The organism is Pedobacter sp. 10L46_2 (assembly GCF_056395165.1).
This window is the reverse complement of sequence record NZ_JBFTIZ010000260.1, coordinates 1-6,074: the sequence shown is the minus strand read 5'-3', so window position 1 is coordinate 6,074 and position 6,074 is coordinate 1. Positions and strand designations below refer to the sequence as shown.

Genomic DNA, 6,074 nt, shown 5'->3' with positions numbered 1-6,074 from the left:
GCCCAAAGCTTAGCTCTGAACAGATCGTAAATTTTCATACATTTGTTTGTTTGGGTTTAAACTGGTTTGGTTGTGTAGTAACAATTTTAAATGGGTAGATCTAAACATATGGTCAGGGATGGTTCGAAGCATCTCTGACTTTTTTTGATCACCGTATTCCTGAGTACTATTATGGCATAACGACGACCCTCCTTCCTGAAATTTTAAAGTGAACATTCCCACTTAATTCTAAGACATTTAATATGGATGATATTTTTTTTGATCTTTCTATCTGTCCCAAAAATGATTGCTCCTCCAGTTGACCTTTATAAACTACCTCGATATCATACCATCTTGCGATTTTGGCCATAATACTTTCCAACTTCTCATCATTAAAAAAGAAATAGCCATTTTTCCAAGCAAAGACTTCTTTCATATTTACCTTTTCTAGAGCAGTCTTTCCAGTTTTCTTGTTGGTTTGGGCCTGCTCTCCGGGACTTAACAACCAGGACCTGGCAGGAGCTGCCGGATCTGATATTTTAACTGAGCCTTCCAATAAAGTTGTACGGACAAAGTTTTCATCAGCATAGCAATTCACATTAAAATGAGTACCTTTTACTTCAATCTCTTGATGAGCTGTAATTACCTTAAAAGGGACATCCTTATTTTTTGCAACCTCGAAGTAGGCCTCTCCAATAAGTTCAACCTTTCTTTCCTTTGTGCCGAATTTTACTGGAAAACGCAATTCTGACATCGCATTAAGCCAAACATTAGTACCATCGGGCAATTGTATGTTGTATGTACCACCGCGAGGAACAATTAGTGTATTGTACAATACTTCCTCTTGTTCAGATGCAATATCATTCGAATAAGCCAAGCCTCCCTGATTACCTGATACCTGGGTACCATCCTTTTCCCGCAGTGCTACCGCTCCACTATCCAGGCTTACTCTTTTTCCATCAGATAAAACCAACACTGCAACATTGCCACCTGGTAACACATCCAGTATCTGTTTATCGGCAGCAAGTGATGTGACCAACTTATTGTCCTTTGTACCATAAGCCAACCACAATGCCACAGCACTTACCGTTATAGCAAGTATGGCCACATATTTTAGAAAACTGTAATTGCTGCTTTTACCTAAATTACCATCATGGCGCTGACGAACCTTATTCCATGCTGCATCAACGTCCAGACTATTCATATAATCAAGTCTTTCCTGAGCAGGAGCCGTTTGCTTATAGTATTCCAGAATTTTACGTTTATGCTCATCTTTTTCAAGTATCTGCATAAGATGAGCTTCTTCTTCTTTTGAAAGCTCATTACATAAATATCGTGAAATTAGCAGGGCAAATTCGTAAGGCTGGTTTTTCATAACTGGTTTCATCTCTATATCTATAAAGAAACCTGAAATTGAAAAATGGGTGATTTTTTTTAGAAAAATTATTTATGCAATAAAAGACTGACAAACAGCAAGTAAACAGCATCACCGAGCAGTACTCTCATTAAGCTAAGCGCTTTCTGCTTCTGATATTTAACGGAATCTATACTTATATTCAACTGTTCTGCAATTTTACGGTTTTGCAATCCCTCCAGATATCCATATCTAAGTACCATAGCACAATCTGCGGGCAACATATTAATTGCCTGATGTATTTCGGCCATGATCTCGGCATGAACAATCCCATCTAATATTTTAGGATCGTCAAACACCTCAAATGGGAATTTTTTATTGTAGGTATCTACAACTTTGTGATGACGGAGCTTATTTAAGCATGCATTCCTGACTGATGAATATAAAAATGATTTTACGGCATTAGAATTCGATGAAATATGCTCCTTTTGCTCTAAAAACACAATAAATGCATCCTGAACAATATCTTCAGCTGCGTCCTGATCCTTTACTAAATAACAAGCAAAATCACAAAGCCTGGGATAAAATTTCTTAAAAAGCACCTCCGGAAATATTTCAGTATCCTCTTCCTTATGTCTTGTAAACATTATTGCATAGTATTAAGTTCATCAAATAACATTTTTTTATTGTATGAATATTCAATCATTTAATCAAAATATTAAGTGATATTGGCATGACATATGACGTGAATCTTTTCCTGATTCTATTTGGTTGTACTTGTACCACCAATCATATGGCTACCCTAAAAAACACTCAAAATAATTCTGTAGATCAACAAGTTAGTTTCTAAAATTAAACATTTTAGAAACTACAAAAATTGTATTATATTGATCAATATTGATGCTTTTTTTGCTTAGTGATTTGACTTATACGTCTTTTCAAGAGAACAATATTTATAGAGCCTGCAATTTAACAATCTCATTTGGAACTGTTTTAAAGGAAATCCGAGTCCCATTAAGGATATCTGACTTTTTCCCGTTTCTGATCAAAAGTACCTTCTTATCAGGCCATGGATTTACCATCGTACAAAGCCTTCCTTTCTCACTTACTATTTGAACATCAGTAACTACCTCATTTTTCAATCTGGCGGAAACCAGAAATGCACCCCATGCTCTGATATTTTCAAAGCTCGCATTCTGTTTTTTTGATAAGCCATTGAATAAGCGGATTACATTCCCTGCGCTCATGCAGAGCATTTCATTAAGGGCATTAGCTACTGTACAACTATTTTCTATCCCATGAGGATTATTTAGCTGGAAACCGTTGGGATAAGTGCGCAAAGCATATTCATGTAATTCATTTAAGACAATAGATGGATCATACCCCACCCTGATTGCCGCCATAAAAAAACTACTACTGGTATTATTATCCTTCCAGCGTTTCATTTCGTCAATAGTATTGCGAGAACGGATCAATAATTCAGGCCTACTGTCCAAATTAATCGAATTAGAAGGATAAATATGTTGTATTCCCAATCCATTATCCGGCCACCAATCAACACCCTTTTCCGTGTACCGAAATACATCCTTGTTATTTCGCGTTTGAATCGGAAAATCACTAAGCTTATCGAGAATATCTTTCCATTTTTCCTGTCTGTTCTCATCCATTTTCAAGGTAGAACTCAAATCAAGGATGAGATCAAAAGCATTTCGAATCAATCCAAGTGATAAAATTGGGTTTTTATCATTCCCAGAACCTTCATGAATTGCATCACCATAAATAACAAATCTGCCATTCTCAAATTTTAGGTAATCTTCCCAGAAATTAACCACAGCCAGCGCATAAGGATATATCTTTTTACCATACTTTTCATTGTAAGTGCAGCGCCACTGTTGTGCCATATTGAGCAATCCGTATGCAGCATTAGAACGTTGTCCAAAAAATAGTCCCCCCGCTTCTTTTTCATAGGTTGGAAAGTTACGGGTAACCTCAATTCCTAAAGGGCCAATTCCTACAGGATAAAGAATACCTCTTGTGTGTGTTATCTGATGTGCATACCATTCGCCTCTTGGTATAAAATCAAGAAGCGGAGCATCGTGGGGTTCTCCCTGTTCCAAGCGATTAGCTGCATATAAAGCATAAAAAGGAGCCTGGAAATTATAATTCAAATGATAATCACCATTCCAAGCCGGGTTATCTGTAGTAGTCCAACCAAATATTCCCGGAGGGAACTTTGGATCACGACTGCAAGCAGCCATCGTATATAATCCCTGATAGTAGGCTTTCATTAATACCGGATCTTCAACAGCTATATTTGATTTGCTCCAATAGCGTTTCCACCAATTATTATGTTTATTCATTACTGTTGCAATCGACCTCTCATCAAGCTTACTTATTTGGTTAAATGCATCATCCAAGGGTTTCGTGTTTTTAAACTTACTTTCAATAGAAAGTCCAATAACTATTTTCTTCCCCGGCTGTAATAAAACGGTACTGTCTTTATGATTAAAGGTTTTTAAAGCAACTGCTACTTCTGTTGAAATATCTACACTATCCACGAAAGAACGTGTAAGCCAATAAACATTATTTGCTTTACCGCTTTTTAACCTGGCATGTTGATGTTCAGGAGCGGTTAAACGAATAGAAACTTTTGTTGCTTTTCCTACCGCAGTCAGTTCAATAAAAATCAGGTTTTCTGTCGCCGACACCCATGATCTTGCAGTTACGTTTTGCCTGTCCTTGTGCAGCACACAAGAAGTGACACCATTCTCAAGTGACTGTTCCGCAGAAAACTCGCCACCATTAAAACCATTAACGCTCACATCTACAAAACCAATCACTCTTGGACCCGATAAACCATCGGCTTTTGAACGCAACCGCCAAAAGTCATTCTTTGAAAGATAATACCGCAACCGGTCTTCTTTAAACCCTACACTCATGGTCACATCACCATTCCCCATTAATGGAGCATCAACTGAAACATCATTTGGAATATGCGTTGGGGGTTTTGTCCAGATATTTTTTAAAAACCTTTTTTCCTCATTTAAAGGCGATCTACTTTGTGCCCCCCCATTTAAGGAACATACGATTAAGAAAAAACTAAGCTTTACGACTTTCATTATTTTTATTTCTGATATTAACTGCTTGTTTACTAAACCTAATTCTCCATTTCACCAAGCCACTCTTATTTGATTTAATAAGTACCCTTAACCATCCATTTTCTTGCTTTGGCAACACATGAATGGTAGTTTCATCTTTATTTGCAATTAGGGAGGCGCGATCTGTCTTCCATTTTCCGCCATCATTTAGTCCTGCAATTCTAAGTTCATAATCATCACCTGCAATCAATTTACTCGTGCCTGAGAGCGTTCCGCTTTTCCATTCTTCTTCCATCAAATCAATGATGCCTTGTGTTACATGCTGAGAGGTTGAAACCACTACCGGATGATTTGATTTTGCACGTACCGCTATTATCCTGCACGATTCAGCGGGAAGGCTCATTGCAAATGAACCTGAAATATCAGGTAATGGTTTATTCTCCCAAAAATCAAACGCATGATAAGCAGTCTTTTCGGCCAGGCCGGCCCATTTTATTGAACTGCTTATAGTTTGAGTAGAAGTAGCCCAATTGAATAAACCAATTACATTTCGCTTAACACCGGCTTTCTGATCAGTGGCAATCCAAATTGAAGGAAGAGATTTATCAAAAGCATCAACGGGTCTGGCAACCCCGTTATGTGAGGCCATGCAGCGTTTCATGATTTCAATTCTGTCATTTGGCAAATCCGGAAGCCAGTCGCTACTTAAGAAAAATTGCTTTGAGACAGCAACATAGGATGGCAATAACCGTGCTCTGGTTAAACTTCCTATACCATCAGCTGCAGGATCTGCTGCTGATTTACCTTTTTCTCTTAACATAGACGGATCCGGGTCATTCCACCAAACTCTTCCGTTTAAAAAATATAATCTGGATGCACGTATTACCCCAGTACGAATGCTCTCTCCATCATGATTAAAATCCGGGCCAATGCGCATTGAATTTACCAATCCCATTGAAGCGCCAAACGATCTCATATTCTGACTAGCACAACATCCGGAAAGAAACACTTCATTTCCAACTGCGTGCCGCAATAATCTTAAGCCATCACGGTATGCTTCGATCTGTGTTTTCATTGGATTAAATAGCGGTTTATTATTTCCTATACTGTCATTTTTATAACCATCATTGATGTAAACCTGCTCAGTAACTGTGCCCGTCCAAAGTCCATCCATTTTGAAATAATTATATCCCCATCCCTGCATTTTTTTTGCAACGTAAGAAATATGACTCTGGACTTCTGGATTAGTAAGATCTAGAGAAGTCCCACCCCATGTTGTTTCGTAAGGCTTCCCATTTTTCCTGTGTGCAAACCAATGTTGTTTGTCCCGATACTCAATATCCTGATGATTTCGTGCAAAAGGCATCCACCAAATTCCTGCCATCAGACCCTCTTTTTTTACAGTTGCAGCAACTGTCGACATTCCGTTTGGATAACCACCTTTTGGATCAACACGATCAAAGCCGCGATGAGGTCCATTATATTGTCCGCCTGCCTGCCACTGATCATCAATTTGAATCGCTCCAAGTCCAAAAGGCCTTAACTTTTCTTTAACAAACTTTGCAAGTTCAATAGTTGATTGTTCGGTGCCCGCTCCTCCGTTTTTTTCTGAATACCAGGTGCAATAAACGGCAGTTCTGGGT

4 protein-coding genes are annotated in these 6,074 nt (G+C 38.3%); all 4 read right to left on the bottom strand.

The window, feature by feature from the left end:
* Nucleotides 1–169: 169 nt before the first annotated feature.
* Nucleotides 170–1,366: a FecR family protein gene (locus tag AC1DDX_RS21560; protein WP_337716705.1), complete on the bottom strand. Its 1,197-nt coding sequence runs from the start codon at nucleotides 1,364–1,366 to the stop codon at nucleotides 170–172.
* A 56-nt stretch (nucleotides 1,367–1,422) separates the two neighbouring features.
* Nucleotides 1,423–1,980 carry an RNA polymerase sigma-70 factor gene (locus tag AC1DDX_RS21555; protein WP_048903253.1) on the bottom strand — a complete coding sequence of 186 codons (558 nt, stop codon included), beginning with the start codon at nucleotides 1,978–1,980 and terminating at the stop codon, nucleotides 1,423–1,425.
* Between the two features lie 306 nt (nucleotides 1,981–2,286).
* The gene (locus AC1DDX_RS21550; RefSeq protein ID WP_337716703.1) at nucleotides 2,287–4,452 is read right to left on the bottom strand and encodes a glycosyl hydrolase family 95 catalytic domain-containing protein; all 2,166 of its coding nucleotides are present in this window, start codon (nucleotides 4,450–4,452) and stop codon (nucleotides 2,287–2,289) included.
* Nucleotides 4,433–6,074, bottom strand: a 1,642-nt coding sequence (locus AC1DDX_RS21545) for an alpha-amylase family protein (RefSeq protein WP_477622572.1), incomplete at its 5' end; no start/stop codon positions are given. The genes AC1DDX_RS21545 and AC1DDX_RS21550, both read right to left, overlap by 20 nt.